This is a genomic window from Salipiger marinus (genome assembly GCF_035481585.1).
GTDB classification, from domain to species: domain Bacteria; phylum Pseudomonadota; class Alphaproteobacteria; order Rhodobacterales; family Rhodobacteraceae; genus Salipiger; species Salipiger marinus.
Genome location: NZ_JAYKSL010000004.1, coordinates 135,341 through 156,367 on the forward strand (window position 1 = coordinate 135,341; position 21,027 = coordinate 156,367).

At 68.7% G+C, this 21,027-nt stretch carries 19 protein-coding genes; 6 read left to right on the forward strand and 13 right to left on the reverse strand.

The window, feature by feature from the left end:
• Positions 1 to 78: 78 nt before the first annotated feature.
• Positions 79 to 957: an RNA polymerase factor sigma-32 gene (locus VK682_RS07140; RefSeq protein WP_089845772.1), complete on the reverse strand. Its 879-nt coding sequence runs from the start codon at positions 955 to 957 to the stop codon at positions 79 to 81.
• 321 nt (positions 958 to 1,278) lie between these two features.
• Between VK682_RS07140 and VK682_RS07145 the strand changes: the two genes are divergently transcribed.
• On the forward strand, positions 1,279 to 2,793 hold the full coding sequence (locus VK682_RS07145) for a YifB family Mg chelatase-like AAA ATPase (protein ID WP_230795399.1): 1,515 nt from the start codon (positions 1,279 to 1,281) through the stop codon (positions 2,791 to 2,793).
• Here VK682_RS07145 and VK682_RS07150 read toward each other — a convergent pair.
• The 4 genes from VK682_RS07150 to rsmI all read right to left on the reverse strand — a co-directional run bounded on the left by VK682_RS07150 (position 2,763) and on the right by rsmI (position 6,004).
• Complete coding sequence (locus VK682_RS07150) at positions 2,763 to 3,662, reverse strand: alpha/beta hydrolase fold domain-containing protein (protein ID WP_230795400.1); 900 nt, start codon at positions 3,660 to 3,662, stop codon at positions 2,763 to 2,765. The two genes, VK682_RS07145 and VK682_RS07150, sit on opposite strands and share 31 nt — an antisense overlap.
• Entirely contained in the window at positions 3,659 to 4,603 is a 945-nt protein-coding gene (gene gshB, locus VK682_RS07155; protein ID WP_089846105.1) for a glutathione synthase, read from the reverse strand. Before gshB ends, VK682_RS07150 begins: the two co-directional genes overlap by 4 nt.
• A gap of 76 nt (positions 4,604 to 4,679) precedes the next feature.
• A complete protein-coding gene (locus VK682_RS07160) occupies positions 4,680 to 5,129 on the reverse strand; it encodes a YraN family protein (RefSeq protein ID WP_089845777.1) in 450 nt (149 codons plus the stop codon).
• Positions 5,126 to 6,004, reverse strand: a complete 879-nt coding sequence (gene rsmI / locus VK682_RS07165; protein ID WP_089845779.1) for a 16S rRNA (cytidine(1402)-2'-O)-methyltransferase — start codon at positions 6,002 to 6,004, stop codon at positions 5,126 to 5,128. The genes VK682_RS07160 and rsmI overlap by 4 nt, the downstream gene beginning before the upstream one ends.
• Before the next feature lie 92 nt (positions 6,005 to 6,096).
• On the opposite strand from rsmI, the gene VK682_RS07170 reads away from it, so the two are divergent.
• The 3 genes from VK682_RS07170 (at position 6,097) to VK682_RS07180 (ending at position 11,176) form a co-directional block, all read left to right on the forward strand.
• Positions 6,097 to 7,293 (forward strand): penicillin-binding protein activator, encoded by a 1,197-nt coding sequence (locus VK682_RS07170; RefSeq protein WP_230795401.1) that lies wholly within the window; start codon positions 6,097 to 6,099, stop codon positions 7,291 to 7,293.
• Positions 7,253 to 10,057 carry a [protein-PII] uridylyltransferase gene (locus VK682_RS07175; RefSeq protein ID WP_230795402.1) on the forward strand — a complete coding sequence of 935 codons (2,805 nt, stop codon included), beginning with the start codon at positions 7,253 to 7,255 and terminating at the stop codon, positions 10,055 to 10,057. Before VK682_RS07170 ends, VK682_RS07175 begins: the two co-directional genes overlap by 41 nt.
• 93 nt (positions 10,058 to 10,150) lie before the next feature.
• Positions 10,151 to 11,176: a hypothetical protein gene (locus VK682_RS07180; protein ID WP_230795403.1), complete on the forward strand. Its 1,026-nt coding sequence runs from the start codon at positions 10,151 to 10,153 to the stop codon at positions 11,174 to 11,176.
• Between the two features lie 21 nt (positions 11,177 to 11,197).
• Here VK682_RS07180 and VK682_RS07185 read toward each other — a convergent pair whose 3' ends face one another.
• The 8 genes from VK682_RS07185 to mutY form a co-directional block, all read right to left on the reverse strand.
• Complete coding sequence (locus VK682_RS07185) at positions 11,198 to 12,589, reverse strand: SPOR domain-containing protein (protein WP_230795404.1); 1,392 nt, start codon at positions 12,587 to 12,589, stop codon at positions 11,198 to 11,200.
• 68 nt (positions 12,590 to 12,657) lie between these two features.
• Positions 12,658 to 13,287, reverse strand: a complete 630-nt coding sequence (gene upp, locus VK682_RS07190) for a uracil phosphoribosyltransferase (RefSeq protein ID WP_089845788.1) — start codon at positions 13,285 to 13,287, stop codon at positions 12,658 to 12,660.
• Positions 13,284 to 14,309 carry an adenosine deaminase gene (locus tag VK682_RS07195; protein ID WP_230795405.1) on the reverse strand — a complete coding sequence of 342 codons (1,026 nt, stop codon included), beginning with the start codon at positions 14,307 to 14,309 and terminating at the stop codon, positions 13,284 to 13,286. The genes upp and VK682_RS07195 overlap by 4 nt, the downstream gene beginning before the upstream one ends.
• The gene (locus VK682_RS07200) at positions 14,306 to 15,511 is read right to left on the reverse strand and encodes a phosphopentomutase (RefSeq protein WP_380715982.1); all 1,206 of its coding nucleotides are present in this window, start codon (positions 15,509 to 15,511) and stop codon (positions 14,306 to 14,308) included. The genes VK682_RS07195 and VK682_RS07200 overlap by 4 nt, the downstream gene beginning before the upstream one ends.
• Positions 15,511 to 16,800, reverse strand: coding sequence for a thymidine phosphorylase (locus tag VK682_RS07205; protein ID WP_324781604.1), 1,290 nt, complete (start codon positions 16,798 to 16,800; stop codon positions 15,511 to 15,513). Before VK682_RS07205 ends, VK682_RS07200 begins: the two co-directional genes overlap by 1 nt.
• Entirely contained in the window at positions 16,800 to 17,192 is a 393-nt protein-coding gene (locus VK682_RS07210) for a cytidine deaminase (protein WP_324781605.1), read from the reverse strand. The genes VK682_RS07205 and VK682_RS07210 overlap by 1 nt, the downstream gene beginning before the upstream one ends.
• Positions 17,193 to 17,342: 150 nt before the next feature.
• Entirely contained in the window at positions 17,343 to 18,488 is a 1,146-nt protein-coding gene (locus tag VK682_RS07215; RefSeq protein ID WP_324781606.1) for an alkane 1-monooxygenase, read from the reverse strand.
• A gap of 142 nt (positions 18,489 to 18,630) precedes the next feature.
• Complete coding sequence (gene mutY, locus VK682_RS07220) at positions 18,631 to 19,686, reverse strand: A/G-specific adenine glycosylase (protein ID WP_269061936.1); 1,056 nt, start codon at positions 19,684 to 19,686, stop codon at positions 18,631 to 18,633.
• An 86-nt stretch (positions 19,687 to 19,772) separates the two neighbouring features.
• Between mutY and VK682_RS07225 the strand changes: the two genes are divergently transcribed.
• Both VK682_RS07225 and VK682_RS07230 read left to right on the forward strand, forming a co-directional pair.
• Positions 19,773 to 20,279 carry a DUF721 domain-containing protein gene (locus tag VK682_RS07225; RefSeq protein WP_324781607.1) on the forward strand — a complete coding sequence of 169 codons (507 nt, stop codon included), beginning with the start codon at positions 19,773 to 19,775 and terminating at the stop codon, positions 20,277 to 20,279.
• Between the two features lie 32 nt (positions 20,280 to 20,311).
• Positions 20,312 to 20,989, forward strand: coding sequence for a DsbA family protein (locus VK682_RS07230; protein WP_230795409.1), 678 nt, complete (start codon positions 20,312 to 20,314; stop codon positions 20,987 to 20,989).
• Positions 20,990 to 21,027: the final 38 nt, after the last annotated feature.

The window sequence follows — 21,027 nt, forward strand, 5'->3', positions numbered from 1 at the left end:
GGTCCGGCAAGGTCTCCTGCGCCACCGCGGCAAGCGGCAGCGCACAGGTCAGCATCACGGTCAGGGCACGAAACAGGGTCATGCGAGGAAGTCTTGCACCTCGCGCGACTGCGCCTCAAGCGATTTGCGCATCTTGGCAAAGGCCGCCGCCTCCAGCTGCCGCACCCGCTCCTTGGACAGGCCCAGTTCCTGACCCAGACTTTCCAGCGTGCGGCTGTCGTCGCGCAGCTTGCGCTCGCGCACGATGAAGCGTTCGCGGTCATTGAGCGAGGTCAGCGCCACCACCAGCCATTCGCGTAGCTGTGCGTTGTCGAGCTTGCCTTCGACCAAGGAGGCACCCTGTTCGGCGTCATCCTCCAGCGTCTCGATCCATTCGCGCCCTTCCTCGTCCGAAGACTGCGTGGCGTTTAGCGAATAGTCGGAGCCGGAAAGCCGACCCTCCATCATCTCGACATCCGACAGCGGCACGCCGATCTCGATGGCGATCTTTTCGCGCAGCTGGTGGCGGTCCAGCGACATGCCCTCGGCAGCGGCTTCCCGCTCCAGCCGGGCCTGCACGCGGCGCATGTTGAAGAACAGCGATTTCTGCGAGGAGGTGGAGCCGGTGCGCACCATGGACCAGTTGCGCATCACGTAATCCTGGATGCTGGCCTTGATCCACCAGACGGCATAGGTGGAAAACCGCACGCCGCGATCGGGGTCGAACTTGTCGGCGGCCTTCATCAGACCCAGACCGGCTTCCTGCACCAGATCGTTCATCGGCGCGCCATAACGCTTGAACTTCGCCGCCATCGAAATAGCTAGTCGCATATAGGCGGTGATGAGCCGGTGCAGCGCCGCCTCGTCCCGGCGGTCCCGCCAGGCATAGGCGAGGGTAAGTTCGGTTTCCGCGTCCAGAAGTTCGGCCTTCATGGCCCGGCGCGACAAGGTCTGGTCGTTGAAGGTATCCAATGGCATCTCGCCCCCCGTCGGTTCTCCGGACCCGGGATCAGTCCGGCGTTTGAAAACTCATCTTAGAAACGCAGGGAACGCGCGTTTGGTTTCTTTTAAATTCACAAATCAAGGGCGACGGACGATCACAAAAATATCATCAGCGGGCTTTTGCCGCGAAATTTCTCTGTTTTTGTGATACTTTATAAAGGTTTACCGCAGGCACATATTTTTCGGCAAAGCCGTCCCTCTATCCGTATTTCCTCCCCCCGCTCCGGCTCAAAGCGGTGTTAACGCTTTCCTAACACCGTGCGGCGATGCTGCAGGGGCGGCAAGCGAGGGGCACAGATGGGAGCGTTGGCCTATACGGTCGCCTTCGAGGGCGTGGAGGCGCGACCGGTCGAGGTGCAATGCGCCGTCTCGCCCGGCGTGCCGGGATTTGCCATCGTGGGCCTGCCCGACAAGGCGGTGTCGGAAGCGCGCGAACGGGTGCGCGCGGCGCTCACCTCCATGGCGATCGCGCTGCCCTCCAAACGCATCACCGTCAACCTCTCCCCCGCCGATCTGCCCAAGGAGGGATCGCATTTTGATCTGCCCATCGCCCTTGGCCTGCTGGCAGCGCTTGGCGTCATTCCAGCCGGCGAACTGGCGCAGACCATCGCCTTGGGCGAATTGACGCTGGAGGGCGGGCTGGTCGCGGTGGCGGGGGCCCTGCCCGCTGCCCTCGCCGCCGCAAGCGAGGCGCGCAGCCTGCTCTGCCCGCTCGCCTCCGGGCGCGAAGCGGCATGGGTGGACAGCTGCCGGGTGCTGGGGGCCGCCCATCTGGCCGACATCATCCGGCATTTTTCCGGCACGGCGCCAATCCCCCCCGCGCGGCCCGGCACCCCTGCGGCGCCGCGCCCGTTCCGCGACATGGCGGATGTCATCGGGCAGGAACGCGCCCGCCGCGCGCTGGAAATCGCCGCCGCCGGACGGCACCACCTGCTGTTCGTCGGCCCGCCCGGCAACGGCAAGACCACGCTGGCCTCCTGCCTGCCGGGGATCCTGCCGCCGCTCACCCCGCGCGAGGCGCTGGAAACCTCGCTGGTGCATTCGGTGGCGGGCCAGCTCAAGGAGGGCGCGCTGCTGTCAGAGCGGCCCTTTGTCGAGGAACATCACACCGTGTCCAAGGTGGCGCTGGTGGGGGGCGGGCCCCGGGCCCGGCCCGGCTCGGTCAGCCTTGCCCATAACGGCGTGCTGTTTCTGGACGAATTGCCGGAATTCCAGAGCAATGTGCTGGAGGCGCTGCGCCAGCCGCTGGAACGCGGCACCATCCCGGTATCCCGCGCCGGGGCGCATGCCACCTATCCCTGCCGCATCCTGCTGATCGCCGCCGCCAATCCCTGCCGCTGCGGCCATGCGGCGGATCCCGCCCGTGCCTGTTCGCGGGCGCCGGTCTGTTCGGAAACCTATCTGGGGCGGCTGTCCGGCCCCCTGCTCGACCGGTTCGACATGCGCATCGAGGTGCCGCCGGTGCCCTTTGACGAAATGCAGCGCGCCGCCCCGTCGGAAAGCTCGGCACGTGTCGCCGCCCGGGTTGCCGCCGCCCGCAGCCTGCAGCAGGCGCGGCTGGCGCCATGGCCCGACCTGCGCACCAATGCCGATGCCACCGGGCGCGTGCTTGGCGAGATCGCGCCGCTTGATGCCGAGGGTGCCGCCCTGCTGACCCGCGCGGCGGACCGGTTCGGCCTGACGCTGCGCGGCTATCATCGCATCCAGCGGCTGGCCCGCACCATCGCGGATCTGGACGGCGCGCCCGAGATCCGCCGCGCGCATCTGTCCGAGGCGCTGAGCTACCGGCTGGTGTCGCTGAAGGACTCCTGAACAAACCGGCCCGCCCGTTTCAGCGTCGCCCGCGCTTCGGGGATCCAGCCGTCAAAAACCGGCCAGGCATGCGGGGCGGCGGGATGCACCTCCTGCAGCACCCGCCCGCCGAAGCCGCGCAGCCGGTCCGCCATGCGGGAGGCATCATCGGCGAGAATCTCGGTTTCGCCATGGCAGAGCATCACCGGCGGTGGACCCGGAAACTCGGCATAAAGCGGCGACAGGCGCGGATCGCGCGGATCGGCATCCCCCCGGACCGTGGCGACCAGTTCGCCGATCCGCTCCACCGGCAGGAACGGGTCGCGCCTGCGGTTGCGGCGCAGGCTGTCCCCGGTCATGGCCAGATCCGTCCATGGCGAAAACGCCACCACGCAGGCGGGCGGCGTGCCTTCGGCGCAGAGCCGTGCCAGCAGCGCCAGCGCCAGCCCGCCCCCCGCGGAATCCCCCGCAAGGACGATCGCCCGCGGTCGGTAGCCAAGACGGCGCAGCTGCGCCCAGGCTGCCAGCGCCGCCTCGAATCCTGCGGGAAAAGGCGCGTGCGGCGCCAGCGGATAATCCGGCGCGCAGGCCTCGGTCGCGGCATAGCGCGACAGGCGGGCGATCAGGCCCCGGTGGCTGTCCGGGCTGCCCGCGACATAGCCGCCGCCGTGGAAATAGAGCAGCGCCCGGCCCGGCACGCAGGGCCCGGCGCTGATCCAGTGCAGCCCGCCGCCGCCCCGCACCTGCCGCAGATGCGGCGGCTGGCGCAGGAAAAGCCGCGCATTGCGGGCAAAATCGCGCTCCGCCGCCTCCGGTCCCGGCACCCGCGCCAGCCGCCGCTTGACCGCGCATCGCAGCAGCAGCGTCAGCGCGGTCAGCCGCCGGCTCATGCCCGGGCGGCGACCCGCGCTTCCACCGCCTGCCAGATCATCTCTGCCACGTTGACCCCGTCAAACCGCTCCAGCTCCTGAATGCCGGTGGGCGAGGTGACGTTGATTTCGGTCAGCCAGTCGCCGATCACGTCGATGCCGACAAAGACCTGCCCCTTTTCGCGCAGCACCGGCCCGATGGCAGCGCAGATCTCTCGGTCGCGGTCGGTCAGCGCCACCTTTTCAGGGCGTCCGCCCACATGCATGTTCGACCGCACCTCGCCTTCGGCCGGGACGCGGTTGATGGCGCCCACGGGTTCGCCATCAATCAGAATGACGCGCTTGTCGCCCTTGCTGACTGCGGGCAGGTATTTCTGCACGATCAGCGGCTCGCGCGAGAAGCCGGTGAAAAGCTCGTGCAGAGAGCTGAGATTGCGGTCATTGGCGTCCAGCCGGAACACCCCCGCGCCGCCATTGCCGTAAAGCGGCTTCAGGATGACATCGCCATGTTTCGCCTTGAACTCGCGGATGGTCTGCAGATCCCGGGCGATGGTGGTGGGCGGCGTCAGATCCGGGAAATTCAGCACCAGCAGCTTTTCCGGAGAATTGCGCACCCAGAACGGATCATTGACCACCAGCGTCGTGGCCGCCAGCCGGTCAAGCAGATGGGTCGTGGTGATGTAATGCATGTCAAAGGGCGGATCCTGACGCAGCCAGACCACGTCAAACCCTGCCAGATCCACCTTCTCGCGCGGGCCGAGCGTGGCATGCGCCCCTTGCTGGCGCTGCACGGTCAGGGACTGGCCGCGGGCGGTGATCCGCCCCTCTTCATAGGCCAGATCGTCGGGACCATAGTAGAAAAGCTCGTGCCCGCGGGCCTGCGCTTCTTCGGCAAGACGAAAGGTGCTGTCCGCGGTGATGTTCACGGACCCGATCGGGTCCATCTGGAAAGCGATTTTCATGGGCATCCCCTGACTGGTTCCGGCAGACCGGCTTGGCACCTTCATGGCCCAGCCTGCCCCGGCGTGCAATGCCCGGTCAGGGACCGAAGGCGTTCTCCACCACCCGGACCCGGCCCTGCGCATCCAGCAGCGCCACATCAAACCGCATCTCGGTCAGGGATCCCAAGGGTTCGCCGCCCGCAAATTCCTCTGCCGCGGCCATCAGCCGCCGCACCTGCCGCCAGCCCAGATGGCGGAAGGCCTCGTCGTAGCTGCGGCTTTTCTTGACTTCGACGAACACCAGCGCCAGCCCGTCGCGCAGGATCAGGTCAATTTCGCCGCACTGGCCGCGCCAGCGGGTGCCCGCCACCACATATCCGCGCCGTTCGTAATCCTGCGCGACCCGCGCTTCCGCTGCGAGCCCGGCAAGATGGTTGACCTGCCCGCGCTGGCGCCGCGCATCCCGCGCCAGCGGCGAGGGCAGCACCGGGCAGGGCAGCACCGGAGCGGCAAAATCAAACTCCATCTGGCGGGCGGCAATGCTCATGTGTCGGACTCCCCCTCGACCTCCTTCGACAGACGCAGCGCCAGCTGATAGACCTGACGCCGCGGCAGATCGTGCAGCGCCGCGACGTGATCGGCCGCATCCCGCACCGACCGCCCCCCCAGCGCCTCCTTCACCTCTGTTTCTAAGCCAGATTCGCTAATTTTTTCCGAATCCCCTTTGCCCACCAGCACCACGATTTCGCCTTTTGGCGCGGCTCCGGCATAGGCTTCGGCAAGATCCGACAGGCTGCCGCTGCGGATTTCCTCGAATTTCTTGGTCAGTTCGCGACAGACGGCGGCGGGCCGGTCGGGGCCGAGGATCTCTGCCGCATCCGCCAGCATCGCCCCGACCCGGCGCGGCGATTCGTAAAAGGCGAGCGTGGCGGTCTCGGCCCGCAGCGCCAGCAGCGCGCTGCGCCTTGCCCCGGCGGCATTGGGCAGGAAGCCCGCAAACAGGAAACGGTCGGTGGGCAGCGCGGCCAGCGTCAGCGCGGTGACCACCGCCGACACCCCCGGCGCCGCCGTCACCATATGGCCCGCCTCCCGCGCGGCACGGGCGAGGTCGAACCCCGGATCGGAGATCATCGGCGTGCCCGCCTCCGAGGCATAGGCGACCGACCGGCCCTCCGCCAGCGCCGCCAGCAGCCGCGGCCGCATCCGCCCGCCATTGTGATCGTGATAGGCCAGACAGGCCCGGTCCCCCAGCGGCACGCCATGTATTTCCAGCAGCCGCTTGAGACTGCGCGTGTCTTCCGCCGCCAGCACATCCGCCGCGCGGAGCACGTCCAGCGCCCGCAATGTGATGTCGCGCGCGTTGCCGATCGGTGTCGACACCAGATAAAGACCCGGCGCCAATCCGCCCTTTTCGGGATTCATCACTGGACCCGTCCCCCTCCTCGACTATGATTGATGGAAAATCCACGCGGGCACGTTGCCCCGTGCCCGTCACACGAGGGAGCCCACCACCCATGTTCGCCGTTTTATCCCGCGCCCGCAAGGCGCTGCGTCCGATCGCCACGCTGGCCGCTGTCGGCTTCATCGCCGCCTGCGACGTGGCACCGCTGACTGACCTGTCTTCCGGCAGTTCCACCTCGGGGGGGCCCAGCATCGAACCGGGCCAGCCGGTGCGCGTGGCGCTGCTGGTGCCCCGGTCCGATCCGGGCGCGGGCGCCATCGCCCGCGATCTGGAAAACGCCGCCCGTCTGGCCATCGCCGATCTGGACGGGGCGCAGATCGACCTTGCCGTCTATGACACCGGCGGCTCGCCCGCCCGTGCCGCCGCAGAGGCGCAGCGCGCCGTCGACGAAGGCGCGCGCATCATCCTTGGCCCGCTGCGCGGCGAGGTCGCGGTCGAAGCGTCGAAGGTGGTCTCGGACGAGGGCGTGAACGTGCTCTCCTTCTCCAACAACCCCTCCATTGCCGGGGGCAACCTGTTCATCCTCGGCCCGACCTTCGTGAACACCGCCGACCGGCTGATGGCCTATGGCAAGCGGCAGGGCATCGACAGCGTGGCGATCCTGCATTCGCAGGACGTGCCGGGTGAATTCGGCAAAACCGCGATCCAGCAGGCGGCCTCGGCCAATGGCGTGTCGGTGGCCACGGTGCAGGGCTATCCGCTGAGCATGGAGGGCGTGACCGAAACCGCGCGCGCCATGGGCGGCGTGATCGAACAGAGCGGCGCGGAGTCGGTGTTCATCTCCACCGATGCCACCAATGCGGCCATGCCGATCCTGCTGCAGATGATGCCGGAAGCGGGCGTGGCCCCGGCGCAGGTGCAGTATGTCGGCCTGACCCGCTGGGATGTGGCGCCGCAGCTCTTCTCCTTCCCCGGCGCGCAGGGCGCGTGGTTCGCGATGCCCGACCAGTCGACGCAGCGCAATTTCAACAGCCGCTACCGTGCCGCCTATGGCGCCGATCCGCACCCGCTGGCCGGGCTTGCCTTTGACGGCATCGCGGCGATTGGCGCGCTGGTGGAACAGGGGCGGCGTGATGCGCTGACCGGTCGCGCGCTGACGCAAGGCGCTGGTTTCCAAGGCACGGGCGGTGTATTCCGGCTGAAAACCGACGGCACCAACGAACGCGGGCTGGCCGTCGCCACCGTCCAGAACAACCAGGTGACCATTCTTGACCCTGCCCCCTCCAGCTTCTCCGGCGCCGGTTTCTGATCTCCGGCCCGAGGACATCCTGCCGGACGATCTGATCGCGCCGGCAGCCACCATCTTCGACCTTCCCGCCCTGCGCGCGCGGCTGTTTGACAGCCTGCCCGCGGAGGGCGGCGAACCCGCGATCCGCGCCGCCACCGTCCGCCTGCTGAACGAGGCGCGCCATGCCGGGCGCGAGACCATCGCGCAGGCCTTTGCCGCCCAGCCCCGCAACGCCTTTCCCGTCACCCATGCCTATACCTGGGTCACTGACGGGCTGGTGCGCCTGTGTTTCGAGGTGGCAACCGAAGTGCTGCACCCCCGCCCCAATCCCACCGCAGGCGAACGGCTCGCCGTTCTGGCGGTAGGCGGCTATGGCCGGGGCGAGATGGCGCCGCATTCCGACGTGGATCTGCTGTTCCTGACCCCGCACAAGATCACCGCATGGGCCGAAAGCGTCATTGAATCGATGCTCTACATGCTGTGGGATCTGAAGCTGAAGGTCGGGCATGCCTCGCGCACCGTGAAGGACTGCCTGCGGCTCGGGGCCGAGGATTTCACCATCCGCACCGCCATGCTGGAACACCGCTACCTGATCGGCCACCGCCCGCTGGCCGAGGATCTGGACAAGCGGCTGTGGAATGACCTGTTCAAGGGCAGCGAACGTGCCTTTGTCGCCGCCAAGCTGGAAGAGCGCGGCGAACGCCACCGCAAGCAGGGGCTGCGCTATGTGGTGGAGCCCAACGTCAAAGAGGGCAAGGGCGGGCTGCGCGACCTGCAGTCGCTGTTCTGGATCACCAAATACATCCACCGCACCGACGACACCGAGGCGATGGTCCGGCTTGGCGTGTTCCGCCCCGAGGAATACCGCACCTTCCACAAGGCCGAGGAATTTCTCTGGGCGACCCGCTGTCACATGCATCTGGCCACGGGCCGGGCGGTGGAGCAGCTGACCTTCGACATGCAGGTCGAGGTGGCGGACCGCATGGGCTATGTCGACAAGGGCGGGCGCCGCGCAGTGGAGTGGTTCATGCAGGATTACTTCCGCCACGCCACGGCGGTGGGCGATCTGACCCGCATCTTCCTGACCTCGCTGGAGGCGGAGCACCAGAAGGACGCGCCGCTGATCCTGCGCATGTTCAAGCGCGGTCCGCAGGTCAAGGACGGTTACGAGGTGGTGCACAACCGGCTGGCCATCATCGACCCCAAGGCCTTCCTGACCGACAAGATGAACCTGCTGCGCATCTTCGAGGAGGCGCTGCGCACCGGCCTGCTGATCCATCCCGACGCGATGCGTCTGGTCAAGGCCAACCTGACGCTGATCGATGACGACATGCGCACCGACCGCGAGGCGCAGCGCATCTTCATGGATCTGATGCTGAAACACGGCAATCCGGAACGCGCGCTGCGCCGGATGAACGAACTGGGCGTGCTGGCGGCCTTCATCCCCGAATTCGAACCCATCGTGGCAATGATGCAGTTCAACATGTATCACGCCTTTACGGTGGACGAGCATACCATCCAGTGCATCCGCCACCTGTCAGAGATCGAACATGGCGACCTGACCGAAGAACTGCCCGTTGCCTCGCATATCCTGCGCGAGGGCGTGAACCGCAAGGTGATCTATGTCGCCCTGCTGCTGCATGACATCGGCAAGGGCCGTGACGAGGATCACGCCGTGCTGGGCGCGCAGATCGCCCGCCGCGTGGCGCCGCGTCTGGGGCTTGGCAAGCAGGAAAGCGCCACGGTGGAATGGCTGGTGCGCTATCACCTGCTGATGTCGGACATGGCGCAGAAACGCGACATCGCCGACCCGCGCACCGTGCGCGATTTCGCCAAGGCGGTGCAGACCCGCGAACGGCTGGATCTGCTGACCGTGCTCACCGTCTGCGACATCCGGGGCGTCGGCCCCGGGGTCTGGAACAACTGGAAGGCGGCGCTGATCCGCGCGCTTTACCGTCAGACCCGCCGCGCGCTGGAAGACGGGATGGAAGCGCTCAACCGCGAGAACCGCGGCACCGAGGCCAAGCGCGCCCTGCGCGAGGCGCTGGCGGACTGGGACAGCAAGGATCTGCGCACCGAAACCCAGCGCCATTACGATCCCTACTGGCAGGGGCTGCATATCACGGCACATCAGGTCTTTGCCCGGCTGCTGCGTGACATCCAGCAGGACGAAATCAAGATCGACATCCACCCCGACGAGGATCGCGACGCCACCCGCGTCTGTTTCGCGCTGCAGGACCATCCCGGCATCTTCTCGCGGCTGGCGGGGGCGCTGGCGCTGTCGGGGGCGAATGTGGTCGACGCGCGCACCTTCACCTCCAAGGACGGCTATGCCACCGCCGCCTTCTGGATTCAGGATGCTGATGGCTCGCCCTATGAATCCGCCCGCATCCCGAGGCTGCGCGACACCATCCGCAAGACCCTGCTGGGCGAGGTGAAGCCGCGCGAGGCGATCCAGTCCCGCGACAAGCTGAAAAAGCGCGAACGCGCCTTCAAGGTGCCCACCTCGATCACCTTCGACAACGAGGGGTCGGACATCTACACCATCATCGAGGTCGACACCCGCGACCGCCCCGGCCTGCTTTATGACCTGACCCGCACGCTGGCCGAGGCGCATGTCTACATCGCCTCCGCCGTCATCGCGACCTATGGCGAACAGGTGGTCGACAGCTTCTACGTCAAGGACATGTTCGGCCTGAAATATTTCAGCCCCTCGAAACAGCGGACGCTGGAGCGCAAACTGCGCGACGCCATCGCCGCAGGCGCAGAGCGGGCACGGGCCTGACGTGGCGCGGATCCGCTGCGGCGCGGGCGGGCGATTGCCCCCGCTTGCGCCGCCATGCTAAGCAGGCCCTGACATGAGGCAGAGCAGCCCAGCATGACCGCACTCAAGGAGTTTCAACGCCTCGAAGCGACTGCGCTGTGGCGGCCAGAGCCGCAGGCGCAGCGCCGTGAGGTGATCGTGTCGCTGGGCGATGCCACCATCACCATTTCGGAGTTTTCCGGACGGCCTCTGGCGCATTGGTCGATTGCCGCGATCATCCGCGCCAATCGGGGCCGCCTGCCCGCGATCTATCACCCGGATGGCGATCCCGGCGAAACGCTGGAACTGCCCGAAGACGAAACCACCATGGTCGACGCGATCGAACGGCTGCTGCGCGCCATCGAACGCCGGCGCCCGCAGCCGGGCACGCTGCGACAGCGGGTGATTGCCGGGGTGGCGGGGGTGCTGGCGCTTGGCGCGCTGGTCTGGCTGCCCTCCGCGCTGCTGGACCATGCCGAACGGGTGGTGCCGCGCGTGAAACGGGCCGAGATCGGCGAAGATCTTCTGGGGCGGATCACCCGTGTCGCCGGACAGCCCTGCACCGCGCCAGAGGGGCGGCTGCCGCTGCGGCATCTGGCGCAGCGGGTTCTGGGCGAGGCGCGCAGCGATGCGCTGGTGGTGCTGCCCGAGGGCGTACGCGACACCGCGCATCTGCCCGGCGGCATGATCCTCGTCAACGCCGCGCTGCTGGAGGATTACGAGGATCCGGATGTGGCGGCGGGCTATATTCTGGCCGAGGCGCTGCGCGCGCGCCATTCCGATCCCTTGGGCGATCTGCTGCGCCATGCCGGGCTGTGGTCCAGCCTGAAGCTGCTGACCACCGGCAGGCTGCCCGATGGCGCGCTGCAGAGCTATGCCGAAACGCTGCTGACCACGCCCGCCGATCCGGTGCCGACCGAGGCGCTGCTGGATGCCTTTGCCGCAGCGGAACTGCGGTCCAGCCCCTATGCCTATGCCCGCGATGCCACCGGCGAATCCACCGTCGCGCTGATCGAGGCTGACCCGCGCGCCCGCGAAGGCAGCCGTCAGGTGCTCAGCGATGCCGACTGGCTGCGGCTGCAGGCGATCTGCGACGGCTGAGTGCCGCCGCGCGCGCCTGCCTCAGCGCAGATAGGCCTGAACGTAGCCGGTGGCCTGCACCGCCGACAGCGCGCCACGCAGCGCGGTGCTGCTGTGATAGGGGCCGACCCGGACCCGGCGCATTTCCTGCCCGGCATGGCTCATCTGCGACAGGCGCACGGGCAGACCTGCGCCCTGCAGCCGCCGCGCCGCCTCTGCCGCCCCGCCCGCGCTGGTGAAGGCGCCGATCTCGACATAACGCGCGTCACCGCCCTGCGGCTCTGACCGGGTGGACACGGTGGCGCTGCGCAGGGGCGGATCCGACCGGGTGGACATGGCGGGGGTGCGATAGCGCGCCTCCTCGACCACCGGTTTCCAGCGGCCCGGCACGCCCGGGAACAGCAGGATCGGATCGCGCACCGAATGCTTGCGGGCGGTCGCCGCCGAGTCCCGTGGCACGGTGTTGGTCCAGACCTGCTGCGTGTCGTAATAGCCGTCCACCGTCTGCCACGCGCGATAGGGGTTGAGCCGGTCATCCTCCCATGCGGGACGATAGCCTGCCGGGGTGACGGTCTGCACCGCCGGTCCTTCGCGATAGACATGCGCGGGCACCAGCCGGTCGCGGCGTCCCACGCTCAGATTGCTGTCCTCCCAGCTGCCCTTCCGGCCAGCCGTGCCGTTGCGATAGACGGTCTTGCCCGGTCCCGGTGCCTCGCCCCGGCGCACCTCGGTCACGAAGGGGCTGGTCTGCGGGCCGCAGCGCACCGCCATGCCGTTGCGCTGCATCTCGCCGGTAAAGCCCGGCGGGCAGGTGCTGCCGGTGATCACGCGCTTGGGCTGCGGCGCGGGCGCCGCAGCAGGTGCGGGCACGCGGCGCACCAGTTCCGGCGGCGGGGCAGAGGGCGGTTTCGACGCGGGCGCCTTGACCACCGGCGCCGGTTTGGAGGCGACGGTGCGCATCGGCTGGCCCACCGGAGCGGGACGCGGCTTGCGCACGGTCGCTGCGGGTTTCGGCGCGGGCCGGGGCGCCGGAGCCGCCTGCGGCTGCGCACGGGGTTCCGGGGCCGTGGCCACGCGCGGCGCCGGGGCCGGCGTGGGTTCGGGCGCAGCGGCGGGGGCCGGAGCGGGCGCAGGCGCAGGCGCCGGTGCGGGCTCTGCCGCCGCCCGGCGGCTGGCGCCGCCAAGGCTTGGCGCATAACCGCAGACCTGATCGCCAGCCCGCGTCATCTGCGGCACCCAGATCACCGCGCCGTCAAACCCGGCGCGGATGAAGACGCAGCCGCGGCTGTCCACGTAACGGCCGCCCTGAAAGCTGCCCGGCGGCATTTCGGCGGGGCTGGCGATGGTTTCGATCCCCTGCGCCAGCGCGGGCATCGCAGCCCCCCCGGCACCCAGAACCAGCATGGCACAGGCCGTCAGCGTCTTGAAACTCATGTCCGCTCCCACAACATACCGGGCAAAGCATGCCCGATCCCCCGTGACCTGTAAAGCCGCGCGCCCGCCTATTTCGTGCCGAACATGCGGTCGCCCGCATCCCCTAGTCCCGGAAGGATATAGCCTTTTTCGTTCAGCCGCTCGTCCAGCGCCGCCGTGATCACCGGCACGTCGGGATGCGCCTGCCGCATCCGCTCCACCCCTTCGGGGGCGGCCAGCAGGCACAGGAACCGCAGGTCGGTGGCCCCCGCCTGTTTCAGCAGATCAATCGCCGCCACCGAGGAATTGCCGGTGGCCAGCATCGGATCCACCGCGATCACCGTCCGGTCCTCGAGGTTCTTCGGCACCTTGAAGTAATATTGCACCGGCTCCAGCGTGTCCTCGTCGCGGTAAAGCCCGACAAAGCCCACCCGCGCGGCGGGGATCAGTTCCAGAATGCCGTCGAGCAGCCCGTTGCCCGCGCGCAGGATCGACACCAGCACCAGCTTCTTGCCCTCGATGGTGGGGGCGTCCATCTCGACCAGCGGGGTCTCGATGCGCTTGCTGGTCACTGGCAGGTCGCGGGTGATCTCATAGGCCAGCAGCAGGCTGATTTCCCGCAGAAGCTGGCGGAAGCTGGCGGTGGAGGTGTCCTTTTCCCGCATCAGGGTCAGCTTGTGCTGCACCAGCGGGTGATCGACGATCGTGAGGTGTTTCATGTGGCGGGCTCCAGTCGTTTCAGCAGGGCCGCACGGGTATCCGCAGAACAGAACGCCGCCTCGGCCGTGGTCTTGGCAAGGTCTCTGAACTCCTCTTCCTCCCAGCCGAAGACAAGCGCAAGGTTCTGGTATTCCTGCACCATGGTGGTGTGGAAAAACGGCGGGTCATCGGTCGAAACGGTGACTTTCACGCCACGCGCGCGCAGATCGTTGATCGGATGGCGGCGCAGGTCGGGATAGACCCCCAGCGCCACGTTCGACCCCGGACAGACCTCCAGCACCACGCCCGTCTCGGCCAGCATCTCGCACAGCGCCGGATCCTCGGCGGCGCGCACGCCATGCCCCACCCGTTCGACCCGCAGATCGGTCACCGCATCGCGCACCTCGCGCGGGCCGCGCCATTCGCCCGCATGGGTGGTCAGCCGCAGCCCCGCCTCGCGCGCCATGTCGAAGGCATAGGCAAAATCACGCTGCGCTCCGCGGTTTTCATCCCCGCCCATGCCAAAGCCGCAGAGCCAGTCATCCGCCGTCTCGGCGGCACAGCGCGCCGCCGCCTTGGCCTTGTCGGGGCCGAAATGCCGCACGCAGGTGACGATGCCGCGCAGGGTGACCCCCATGTCGCGCTCGGCCTCCGCCGCCGCTTCGCGCATCGCGTGCAGATATTCGCGCCACGCCCCCAGATCGCCGCCACCGCAGAAATCCGGGCTCAGGAACGCCTCGGCATAGATCACGCCAGAGGCGGCGCATTGCTCCAGCACGGCGGTGGTCAGCCGGGCATAATCGCGCGGGCTGGTCAGCACCGAGGTCGCCGCCTCGTAGACCTTCAGGAATTCGGCAAAATCGCCATAGGCATAGCTGCCATCCTCGCGGAACACGCGGTCGAGCCGGATGGATTTCTCCTGCGCGAGGCCGCGGATGAATCCCGGCGGGGCAGCACCTTCGATATGCAGATGCAGCTCCAGCTTGGGCAGCGCCCGGATGCGGTGCAGCGACTCCTCGTCATGATCGCGGGGATCTCTCACAGGAAACTCCTTCCCGGGCCCTGCGGGGCCACCTTCAGATGCGTGGCGACAGACGCCGCCACATCGGCAAAAGCCACCTGCCCAAGCGCGCCGGAGCCCGCCCCCGCCACCAGCACCGGCACCCGTTCGCGGGTGTGGTCGGTGCCGGACCATGTGGGATCGTTGCCGTGATCGGCGGTCAGCACCAGCAGGTCGCCGGGCCGAAGCTTCGGCAGCAGCCGCCCCAGTTCCGCATCCATCCATTCCAGCGCACGGGCATAGCCCGACACGTCGCGGCGATGCCCCCAGAGGCTGTCGAATTCCACAAAATTGGCGAAGGTCAGCGAGCCCTCTTCGGCCTCCGCCACCAGATCGTGCAGATGGCGCATCAGCGTGGCATCGTCCCCCTTGCGCAGCGTGTCGATGCCCTGCATCGAAAAGATGTCGCCGATCTTGCCCACCGCATGCACCCGCCGCCCCGCCGCCTGCACCCAGTTGGTCAGCACCGGCGCGGGCGGGGTGATGGCGTAATCGTGACGGTTGGCGGTGCGGCGGAAGGCTCCCGGCTCGCCCAGAAAAGGCCGCGCGATGACCCGGCCCACCCGCATGTCATGCAGCAGCGGCGCCACCGCCTCGCAGAGCGCCAGCAGACGGTCGAGCCCGAACCGCTCTTCATGGGCGGCGATCTGGAACACGCTGTCGGCGGAGGTGTAGCAGATTGGCCAGCCGCTGCGCAGATGCTCGGCGCCGAACCGGTCCAGCATCACCGTGCCCGAGCCGTGACAGTTGCCCAGCGTGCCGTCCGTTCCCGCCGCCTGACGCACCCGCGCCAGCAATTCGGGCGGAAAGGCGGGCTGCGCATCGGGGAAATAATGCCAGTCCCATGGCACCGGCAGCCCCGCCAGTTCCCAATGCCCCGACGGCGTGTCCTTGCCGCGGGAGGTTTCGGTGGCCGCCCCCCAGCGCCCCTCCGGCACGGCGCCCAGACCGGGCGCGGCCAGTCCGCTGGCAAGCTGCAGCGCGCGGCCCAGCCCCAGCCCGTCCAGCACCGGCAGGCGCAGCGGCCCGCTGCGCCCGGTCTCCGCCCGGCCTTCGGCACAGGCCTGCGCGATATGGCCCAGCGTGTTGGCGCCGGTATCCGGGCGCGCCTCGTTGAAATAGGCCTGGGCATCGGGCGCCCCGCCGATCCCCAGCGAATCCAGCACCACCAGAAATGCCCGCATCAGCCGATCCTTTCCAAAACCAGCGGCAGCGGATCCGGCGCAGGCCCCAGCGTCACCGCCGCCTGCACCTCCCGCACCGCCCGCTCCGCCGCCTCGGGCGTGGCGGCATGCACCACCGCCAGCGGCGCGCCGCGGTCCAGCTTCTGCCCCAGCCGCACCATCCCGGCAAGCCCCACCGCCGGGTCGATGCGGTCCTCCGTCTGCAGCCGCCCGCCGCCCAGCCGCACCACCGCCAGCCCCAGCGCCTCGCCATTGATGGCCGCCACATGCCCGGCCTCGGGCGCAGGCACCTCGCGCCGCACCGGCGCCTGCGGCAGATGCCGCGCAGCCTGTTCCAGCAGATCGGCAGGCCCGCCCAGCCCCGCCACCATACGCCCCATACGCTCGGCGGCGGCACCGCTCTCCAGCGCCGCGCGCAGCCGTGCCGCCCCGTCCGCGATCCCGGCCCGGGCCAGCAGCGCCGCGCCCAGCGCCAGCGACAGATCGCAGAGCGGCCCCCGCGCCGCCCCGGTCAGCACCGCCAGCGCCTCCGCCACCTCCAGCGCATTGCCAAGGCTGGGGGCCAGCGGCTGGTCCATGCCGGTGACCAGCGCCACGGTGGGACAGCCCGCCGCCTCCGCCGTCTCAACCAAAGCGCGGGCCAGAGCACCCGCCTCCCCTTGCGTCTTCATGAAGGCGCCGCTGCCGCATTTCACATCCAGCACCAGCCCTTGCAGCCCCGCCGCCAGCTTCTTCGACAGGATCGAGGCACAGATCAGATCCACGCTCTCCACCGTGCCGCTGACATCGCGCAGCGCGTAAAGCCGCCGGTCGGCGGGGGCGATCTCGTCAGAGGCCGAGACGATGGCGCAGCCCGCCTCCGCCACCACCCGCCGCAGCCGCGCCGCATCGGGCGCCTCGTCATAGCCGGGGATCGCCGCCAGCTTGTCCAGCGTGCCGCCGGTATGGCCCAGCCCCCGGCCCGAGATCATCGGCACATAAACCCCGCAGGCGGCCAGCAGCGGCGCCAGCACAAGGCTCACGCAGTCGCCCACCCCGCCAGTGGAATGCTTGTCCAGCACCGGCCCCGGCAGATCCCAGCGCAGCACCGTGCCGCTGTCGCGCATGCCCTGGGTCAGCGCGGCGCGGCCCGCAGGCCCAAGCCCGCGCAGACAGACCGCCATGGCAAAGGCCCCCGCCTGCGCGTCGCTCACCTCGCCGGTGGCGAGCCCGCGCGCAAAGGCGCGCAGATCCTCTGCCGCAGGCACCTCGCCCCGCCGCAGCGCCGTCAGGACCGCGCGCGGCTCCATCAGGCGCGGTCCATATGCTCCGGCCCGAAGGCGCCCGGCAGCAGCCCCGCCACCGTCATCTCCTGCTCCAGCCCGTCCAGCGTCGCCAGCACCACCCGCACCTCGCCCCGGGCGAATTCCGCCAGCTTCTGGCGGCAGCCGCCGCAGGGCGCCACCGGCAGCGGGCTGTCGGCAATCACATAGGCCTCGGCAATCTCGGTCTCGCCCGCCGCCACCATGGCGGCGATGGCCCCCGCCTCGGCGCAGGTGCCCTCGGGATAGGCGACGTTCTCGACATTGCAGCCGACATAGACCGCCCCCGAGGCAGCGCGCAGCGCCGCCCCCACCTTGAACCGCGAATAGGGCACATAGGCGTTTTCGCGCACCGCGCGCGCAGCATCAGCAAGCGACATGGGATCCCCTTCGTCTCTCCGGAACCACCCATGTTGCGAAGCCACGGGCACAAAGGCAAGCCTCCGCCCTTCTTCTTGGCTCAAATATCCCACGGGGGTGCGGGGGTGTGAAACCCCCGCGTCGCTGCCGCGCAGCCCGCACGACGCCGCTCAGGACGCCCCGCGCGGCAGCGGCAGAGCGCCCCGGTTATACACCGACCAGTCCTCGATCTCGGGATACCAGCGCCGCCGCCATGCCCGCACCCTCGGGTTCATGATCCGCCGCCACAGCGGCGGGATCATCGCGGCCATGGTCATCACCGGATAGCCATAGGGCAGCTGCGGCGCCTCGGTCTCGGCATAGCTCTGCAGCAGGGGAAAGCGCCGGTCGGGCTTGTAATGATGGTCCGAATGGCGCTGCAGGTTGATGAGCAGCCAGTTGGTGGCCCGGTGCGAGGCGTTCCACGAATGATGCGGCTTCACATGCTCGTAGCGCCCCTCGCCCAGATGCTTGCGGGTCAGCGCGTAATGCTCGACGTAATTGGTCAGCTCCAGCTGCCAGACCGCCACCCCCGCCTGCACCAGAAACAGCGCCAGACCACCCCAGCCACCCAAGACAAGCGCCAGCGCCAGCAGCCCCGCCTGCAGGCCAAGATACAGCCAGAACGGGTTGCGCCGGTGCCACCATGGCAGGCCGCGCCGCGCCAGCAGCGCGGCCTCGGCGCGAAAGGCCGAGCGCGGGCAGTCGCGCAGCACCCGCGCATAGTAGCGGTGAAACCCCTCGTTATAGCGCGCGCTGACCGGATCGCGCGGCGTGCCGACCCAGAGGTGATGCACCAGCAGATGTTCCGACCGGAAATGCGAATAAAGCACCATGGCCAGCAGCAGATCGCCCAGCCGCCGCTCCAGCCGGTTGCGCTGGTGCAGAAGCTCGTGGGAATAGACGATGCCCACCGTGCCGGTCATCACCCCCGTGCCGAAGAACAGCCCGAACTTCTCCCACCCGCCCAGATGCGCGCTGGCCTGCACATACCAGATCAGCCCGAACAGCGTCATGGCCTGCACCGGCGCCCAGAGCATGACGCCCAGGCGATACCAGCGCAGCGCGGCCTCGGGGGTCTGCGGATCGGCATTCTGCTCGTTAAGACCCAGCGCCGCATCCAGCGCCGAAAACAGATACCACGTCACCAGCGGCGCCAGCAGCACCCACAGCCCGCCCTGCACCGCCCCCAGCCACAGCAGCGGCGGCAGCGCATAGACCAGCCAGAACGGCAGCGCGGCGCCAAGGCGCGAGATCGAAGCGGTGGTCGTGACCATGAGCCCATATCCTTGACGATCCGGCATCGGGGCGGCTCGGGCTGCCGTAACGGGGCGCGGGCCCGCGGCCGGCAAGCTGCGACATCACCCTAGCAGGCAATGGCGCGATTTCACTGCGGCATCTCGCGCCGGTCAAGCCCGCTCAGCGCCCCACCAGCGCAAAGGCCTTGCGCATGACCGTGGGCAGCGCCTCCGGATCGAAGGTGTCGGGCTCCACGAACATGCCGCGCGCAGGCGCGCGGTCCATGGGCACGAGGGCCGTGCGCACCACCAGCCGCAGATGGAAATGGGTGAAGGTGTGCCGCGCCTCTTCGGACACGGTCTTCCATTCGGCGCGGATGGGCGGCGCCTCCTCGGGCGGGGTCTCGGACCAGTCGCTGCCCGGCCAGCCCAGCATCCCGCCCAGAAGCCCGCTGTCGGGGCGCTGTTCCAGCAGCCATGCGCCATCGACCCGCCGCGCCAGATAGGCGATGCCCAGCCGGGTGGGCTTGCGCTTCTTCGGGGTCTTCTTCGGCAGTTCCAGCTGGGTGCCCGCCGCCCAGGCCGCGCAGGGGCCGCGCCACGGGCAAAGCCCGCAGAGCGGATTGCGCGGCGTGCAGACCGTGGCGCCCAGATCCATCACCGCCTGCGCGTAATCGCCGGGCCGGGTCTGCGGCGTCAGCGCGGCGGCATGGGCGGTCAGCACCGGCTTGGCCTGCGGCAGCGGCATGTGTTCGTCATGAAGCCGCGCCATGACCCGTTCCACATTGCCGTCCACCACCACTTCGGGCCGGTCAAAGGCGATGGCCGCCACCGCCGCCGCCGTATAGGGCCCGATCCCCGGCAGGGCGCGCAGCCCCTCCAGCGTGTCGGGAAACACCCCGCCGTGATCGCTGGCGACGGCGCGGGCGCATTTCAGCAGGTTGCGGGCGCGGGCGTAATAGCCAAGCCCCGCCCATGCCGCCATCACCTCGGCATCCGGGGCGGCGGCCAGAGCGGTGACCGTGGGCCAGCGCGCGGTAAAGGCCAGAAAATACTCCTTCACCGCCGCGACGGTGGTCTGCTGCAGCATCACCTCGGACAGCCAGATGCGATAGGGATCCGGCACGACACCCGCCGCACGGTCGGCGGGGGACACCCGCCACGGCAGAACACGGGCATGGCGGTCATACCAGTGCAGCAGGTCGCGGGGCCTTGCCGGGTCACACACGTCTGACATTCCCTTGATCGTTTGCCACATTCCTGATTCCGGACTGGCGCCGGAAGGCGCGGTCACTAGAATAGCGTCAGGCAGAGGGATTCAAGATGGCACGGCACAAGGGCACCACCTATGGCTTCGCGCGCACCTCGGGGCTGCTGAACTCGCAGATCCGCCGGGCCAGCGAATCCCGGGGCTTTGCGCAGTCCCGGCTGCTGACGCATTGGGAGGAGATCGCGGGCGCCGACATCGCCGCCATCGCCCGCCCGGTAGAGATCAGTTATGGCCGGGGCGGCTTTGGCGCCACGCTGACCCTGCTGACCACCGGCGCGCAGGCACCGCTGCTGGAAATGCAGAAGGAACTGCTGCGCGAAAAGGTCAATGCCGTCTACGGCTACAACGCCATCGCCCGCATCCGCATCACCCAGACCGCCGCCACCGGCTTTGCCGAAGGCCGGGTGGCCTTTGGCCACGCGCCCCGCAAACCCGCCGACACCCAAGCACCGGAAATCACCGCAGAGGCGGAGGGCGTGGCGGGGGGCATCGCCGATGACGGATTGCGGCAGGCGCTGGCGCGTCTTGCCGGCCATGTGATCGCCAAATCCCGCGGCTGAGCCGCGGCAGTTTTTACTCAAGAGGATCTCAGATGACCCGAATTCTTCCCGTTGCAGCCCTTGCGACCGCCTTCGCCCTCGGCGGCGGCTGGCTTCTGACCGGGCCCGGCCTTTCGGCCACGGGCGCCTTGCCCGGCGCTGCCGCAGCGCAGGACAGCACCGCCGAGGCCGAGGCGCCGCAGGTGATCGAGATGGTGAAGGGCGATGTCGACGCGCCGGTGGAGATGATCGAATACGCCTCCTACACCTGCCCGCACTGCGCCAGCTTCGCCAGCAACGTGCTGCCGCAGATCGAGGAGAACTACATCGAGACCGGCAAGGTCAAGCTGGTCTACCGCGAGGTCTATTTCGACAAATACGGCATGTGGGCCTCGCTGGTGGCGCGCTGCGGCGGGCCCGAGAAATTCTTCGGCATCACCGACATGATCTACAAGACCCAGAACGACTGGGTGCGGCAGAATTCGGATCAGGCCATTGCAGACAGCCTGCGCAAGATCGGCCTGATGGCCGGTGTGGGCCGCGACCAGCTGGATGCCTGCCTGAATGACGGCGAACAGCTGCGCACGCTGGTGGAATGGTATCAGGCCAACGCGACGCGCGACAACATCACCTCCACGCCGTCCTTCCTCATCGACGGCAAGCCCTATTCCAACATGTCCTACGAGGATTTCGCCGAGGTGCTGGACGAGCACGTCGCAGCAGCCGAATAAGACGGATCGCGCCGCGCCCGGATCGTGCCGGGCGCGGC

Coding starts and splice junctions, on each gene's coding strand:
- VK682_RS07140 (WP_089845772.1), bottom strand. CDS start 957: ATGCCATTGGATACCTTCAACGACCAGACCTTGTCGCGCCGGGCCATG.
- VK682_RS07145 (WP_230795399.1), top strand. CDS start 1,279: ATGGGAGCGTTGGCCTATACGGTCGCCTTCGAGGGCGTGGAGGCGCGA.
- VK682_RS07150 (WP_230795400.1), bottom strand. CDS start 3,662: ATGAGCCGGCGGCTGACCGCGCTGACGCTGCTGCTGCGATGCGCGGTC.
- gshB (WP_089846105.1), bottom strand. CDS start 4,603: ATGAAAATCGCTTTCCAGATGGACCCGATCGGGTCCGTGAACATCACC.
- VK682_RS07160 (WP_089845777.1), bottom strand. CDS start 5,129: ATGAGCATTGCCGCCCGCCAGATGGAGTTTGATTTTGCCGCTCCGGTG.
- rsmI (WP_089845779.1), bottom strand. CDS start 6,004: ATGAATCCCGAAAAGGGCGGATTGGCGCCGGGTCTTTATCTGGTGTCG.
- VK682_RS07170 (WP_230795401.1), top strand. CDS start 6,097: ATGTTCGCCGTTTTATCCCGCGCCCGCAAGGCGCTGCGTCCGATCGCC.
- VK682_RS07180 (WP_230795403.1), top strand. CDS start 10,151: ATGACCGCACTCAAGGAGTTTCAACGCCTCGAAGCGACTGCGCTGTGG.
- VK682_RS07185 (WP_230795404.1), bottom strand. CDS start 12,589: ATGAGTTTCAAGACGCTGACGGCCTGTGCCATGCTGGTTCTGGGTGCC.
- upp (WP_089845788.1), bottom strand. CDS start 13,287: ATGAAACACCTCACGATCGTCGATCACCCGCTGGTGCAGCACAAGCTG.
- VK682_RS07200 (WP_380715982.1), bottom strand. CDS start 15,511: ATGCGGGCATTTCTGGTGGTGCTGGATTCGCTGGGGATCGGCGGGGCG.
- VK682_RS07205 (WP_324781604.1), bottom strand. CDS start 16,800: ATGGAGCCGCGCGCGGTCCTGACGGCGCTGCGGCGGGGCGAGGTGCCT.
- VK682_RS07210 (WP_324781605.1), bottom strand. CDS start 17,192: ATGTCGCTTGCTGATGCTGCGCGCGCGGTGCGCGAAAACGCCTATGTG.
- VK682_RS07215 (WP_324781606.1), bottom strand. CDS start 18,488: ATGGTCACGACCACCGCTTCGATCTCGCGCCTTGGCGCCGCGCTGCCG.
- mutY (WP_269061936.1), bottom strand. CDS start 19,686: ATGTCAGACGTGTGTGACCCGGCAAGGCCCCGCGACCTGCTGCACTGG.
- VK682_RS07225 (WP_324781607.1), top strand. CDS start 19,773: ATGGCACGGCACAAGGGCACCACCTATGGCTTCGCGCGCACCTCGGGG.
- VK682_RS07230 (WP_230795409.1), top strand. CDS start 20,312: ATGACCCGAATTCTTCCCGTTGCAGCCCTTGCGACCGCCTTCGCCCTC.